The 3,899-nt window shown below is 40.0% G+C and carries 5 protein-coding genes; 4 read left to right on the forward strand and 1 reads right to left on the reverse strand.

The genetic code is table 11. The annotated features are described in order from the left end of the window. Nucleotides 1-241 precede the first annotated feature (241 nt). From NG798_RS26985 to NG798_RS27000, 4 genes are all read left to right on the forward strand, one after another. A complete protein-coding gene (locus tag NG798_RS26985; RefSeq protein WP_261226812.1) occupies nt 242-1,288 on the forward strand; it encodes a Fic family protein in 1,047 nt (348 codons plus the stop codon). 103 nt (nt 1,289-1,391) lie between these two features. After that, entirely contained in the window at nt 1,392-1,598 is a 207-nt protein-coding gene (locus NG798_RS26990) for a hypothetical protein (protein WP_261226813.1), read from the forward strand. 123 nt (nt 1,599-1,721) lie between these two features. Beyond that, nucleotides 1,722-1,970: a hypothetical protein gene (locus tag NG798_RS26995; protein WP_261226814.1), complete on the forward strand. Its 249-nt coding sequence runs from the start codon at nt 1,722-1,724 to the stop codon at nt 1,968-1,970. A gap of 191 nt (nt 1,971-2,161) precedes the next feature. Then, entirely contained in the window at nt 2,162-2,560 is a 399-nt protein-coding gene (locus NG798_RS27000; protein ID WP_261226815.1) for a hypothetical protein, read from the forward strand. A 734-nt stretch (nt 2,561-3,294) separates the two neighbouring features. Here the strand turns inward: NG798_RS27000 and NG798_RS27005 are convergent. Next, on the reverse strand, nt 3,295-3,899 hold a 605-nt coding region (locus tag NG798_RS27005; RefSeq protein ID WP_317619643.1), incomplete at its 5' end, for a DUF6753 family protein.

Genomic DNA, 3,899 nt, shown 5'->3' on the forward strand with positions numbered 1-3,899 from the left:
CACGGCTGCATAACAGGAAGCAAAACCAACTGCTTCAGGAATTGGAATCTCTGGATATTGGCATCACCAATAATTCAGTAGTTCATTCTTCTACGAAACTAGAACATCTCTTGTTCTAACATTGATACCTCCCTAATTGCAGGGAGGTTTTTTTTCCTCTATGATATCATTAACAATCGGGCCTCCCACATATCTAAATTTTAGATATAATTATTGTAAATTATCCTATTTTAAAAGACAAATGAATTCATTTAGTGAAGGCTTTATCGAGGAGCAACCAATTAATCAAGGGCTTCTCCAGACTATTCGACTGCTGGGAGAATATAAAGGAAAACAAGAATTATTTAAAGAACAATCACCTCAAGTAATAAAAACGCTACGACAGGCAGCTATTATTCAAAGTACCGAATCTTCTAATCGGATTGAAGGCATTACTGTCCCCTTAGAACGAATAAAAAAGCTGGTATCCGACAAGACTACCCCACGCGACCGAAGTGAGCAAGAAATCGCTGGTTATCGTGAAGTTTTAAGTACCATCCATTCCAGTTATGCTCATATCCCTTTCACTCCTAATATTATCCTACAGCTTCATCGGGATCTCTATCAGTTTTCTGTTAATACTGGTGGCCGGTGGAAAACTATTGATAATGAAATTACTGCTACTTATCCAGATGGTACAAAAGTTGTCAGGTCCCGCCCTACTCCTGCTTATGCCACAGCAGCAGCTATGGAACACTTACACACCCAATTTAATCGTCTTTGGGAGTCAGGGACAATAGAACCATTATTGCTAATTCCTACTTATATTTTAGACTTTCTGTGCATCCACCCCTTTTTAGATGGCAATGGACGCATGGCTCGGTTATTGACTCTTCTACTACTGTATAAAGCTGGTTATGAGGTAGGCCGGTTCATTAGTTTAGAACGTCTTGTAGAACGAACCAAGGAAAGTTACTACGATACCCTTTATTCATCTTCTCAAGCCTGGCATGAAGCTGAACATAATTTATTGCCTTGGTGGGAGTATTTTCTAGGCGTGATGTTATTATCAGCTTATCGGGAGTTTGAGCAGAGAGTCGGCTATGTCACCTCTGCAAAAGGAAGTAAAACGGCAATGGTTTTGGATGCTATTAACAACTTACCTAGAGAATTTTCTATTAAAGAATTACAGGAACGATGCTCAACTGTTAGTATTGATTTAATTCGGCGCGTTCTCCGCCAAGAAAGAGAAGCGGGTAATCTGGAACGTTTGGGACAAGGAGTGACTGCTCGTTGGCGCAAGCATTGATATTCGGTATTCTCCGAAAGTTGATATTTGTTGACAGTATTGATGCCTTATGGAACTCCGAAGGCTGACGCCTTTAATTAATGACCTGTTTGGAGATAAATTTATGTACAGAATAGAAGCACCTTTTCAGTCTCCTCCTTTCAATCGGTATCCCCTAACTACAGAAGAACTTGAGCTACTACTGGATGTTGAGCAAGATGGAGAAGTTCATTGGGATAACCTTGTCCAACATCAATCTATCCTAGACAACATCCGCCCCTCAATTGCATCAATAATAAAATCAGAGGGCTGGGTCACATTGCATGATTAAGCCTCTCTAAAAGCAACCTATTTAGGGTTGTTTTTTTATTTTTCTACACCACATTTAGCTCAACTTTTAGGGGTTATATCCGAGGCTAACGCCTTAAAAATATGAAGTTATTTGGTGGTTTTTATGCAGCCTATCATTAAGTTAAACCGGCTACATCGGGTTATCCAATCTTGGGGATTGAACATTAAACCACGCCAAGACCGCTGGGGACAGATAAAACTACCTATCGCCTTTGTAGGCAATGGCTATGGTGGTGTTTTATCTGCTCATGGTGGTATGCCATACGAGCGGTGGTGGGGCAATATTTCTGAACATCAAAAACGTCGCTGCCGTCAATATTTCCAAGCTTTCATCGAAGTTGATGCTCTCTAGCAGATTATAAGCCGGTGCAACTTGCATTGGCTATTTTTTTACCTAGTTAATTATTAACTAATCGCTGTTACTCGTCCTGAAATAAATATTAAATTTTCTAGTCAGCCTAGCAAAATTAATTATTTTTACTAACCTATTTCTTTCCAGTATTTGCTACGCAAGGCGAAGGTGTAATTTATCATCATTTTTCTATGAAAGCTGGAATCAATATATGGTCTGGTCAAAAAGGATTAGGTGGTGCTCTGACCAATCCTACTACTTTATCGTTCCGCAAAGGGAACATAAAACACCAGTATCAAGTAGTTTTTTGGGCTGTTGAGTATGCCGATGCCGAGGCGGCATATAAATACCATAAAACAGGGGTGTTAGAACGAGATATGGTTATTATGACCAAAATCATAAAAGCCAAATTAGAACAGCACCCTCAACTAGCAGAAGCCATTTCTAAAAATGGTGGAGCGTTGTGGTTAGAGCAATGTCGGCATATTGTTGGGGTAAAAGGAAGCCGGTGGGAGGGAATTGGCCGCCGGTCCAACTTTATAACCTGCTTAACCAATGCCTATGAAGCATTACTTAAATTGGAGAAATAAAAATGTACCTTTACTTATAAGCTGGGTACATTTAAGCTCTCTGAGCCTTGATGATGTATTCGTCCCTACGCGGTGAATAGATGAACCAAACTTTATCCAGGTCCAGACAGATGCAGGGTTCGTCTCAAACTGTTTCCGCCCCGTGCGGCGAATACATTCACCAAAGTTTTTTAAATTATTTGGGAGGACCTAGGCGAATCAGGAGATTCAGCGTAAAGATGAACGTTGCAATGGCAAAGTAGAAGTTGTGGGATCCAAGCCCGACGTTTAATCCTACACAAAGTGCTATAATGACCCCAATTACAGTGCTGTTATTCATGGTATCTATCCAAATTCAACATTTTCATCTCCTTGCGGGGAATAAATGAACCAAAACGATCCCCACACCAAATTTTAGGTACGTTTTTAATTATATTCCCCTAATTTATCCTCTAAAAATACAAGAACAAAGTAAAGATTGATCTTCATTCTAAATTTCTCTTTAGTCGATACACCCTGCTTGAAAAATAGGAAATATTACTGATGTAGGAATTAGCCATACTCTCATCCACTTCCCTCTCAATACCCTCCTGAAAGAATGGGAAGAAAACTAAGTTTAGTGCATCTAGGCATAAAATCTTCCTCAAGGCTAATTGCATCCCAGAAAATAGGTAGATTTTCACAACAATAGCAGCAAACTATTCAGTGAAATTACAGTACCTAGTCCTTGTTTGGGATGAACAAAGAAACTCTACTTACTCTAGTCGTGGTAACTGGATCATTGATACTGACTCTCTCGGAGTTTCTTGAAGGCTTTTAGCAACACCCCAACCCAAACCAACACCTAACCCCAAGGTAGCCAATAATACTCCCATAGCCGGTATTAGAGACGAAAAAAACTGCCGAGATTTCTGTCTTTCAGCATCCTTCACCAATTCCTCAACTGCTCTAGCAATTGCTGAGCGCATTCCCATCACACCGGCCTCTTGATATGCCATAATCTCCTCTTTAACTTCATCTAACCATTCTTTTTGCTCTTCTTTGACTTCTCGTACAGCTTCCAACCAGTTGAAAAACACTTTATCAAAAATTAACGGCATTAACCGGATTAACAAATCTAACCGCATTTGAGCTAAAGCTTGCCCAAAAGCAGGATCATCCTCATCCATCCCCACACTTTTTGCGGTTTCCAATATCTGCTGTTTGAATTCTTCAACACTAGCGGGTATCGTCTCTGGAGAAAACCACTTTAATAAATCTTCCCTCGTCACTCCCTCTACATTAAACGAGTTTGGCCTGGTACCACCAGGTAATTCCTCAGCAAAATCAGATTCTTGATTTTCTACTCTGCCATTATTAA

Source organism: Ancylothrix sp. D3o (assembly GCF_025370775.1).
In the GTDB taxonomy this organism is placed as follows: domain Bacteria; phylum Cyanobacteriota; class Cyanobacteriia; order Cyanobacteriales; family Oscillatoriaceae; genus Ancylothrix.

Bases quoted from the DNA above. Each gene is read 5' to 3' on its own strand.
- NG798_RS26995 (WP_261226814.1), top strand. From the start codon at position 1,722: ATGCAGCCTATCATTAAGTTAAACCGGCTACATCGGGTTATCCAATCT.
- NG798_RS26990 (WP_261226813.1), top strand. From the start codon at position 1,392: ATGTACAGAATAGAAGCACCTTTTCAGTCTCCTCCTTTCAATCGGTAT.
- NG798_RS26985 (WP_261226812.1), top strand. From the start codon at position 242: ATGAATTCATTTAGTGAAGGCTTTATCGAGGAGCAACCAATTAATCAA.
- NG798_RS27000 (WP_261226815.1), top strand. From the start codon at position 2,162: ATGAAAGCTGGAATCAATATATGGTCTGGTCAAAAAGGATTAGGTGGT.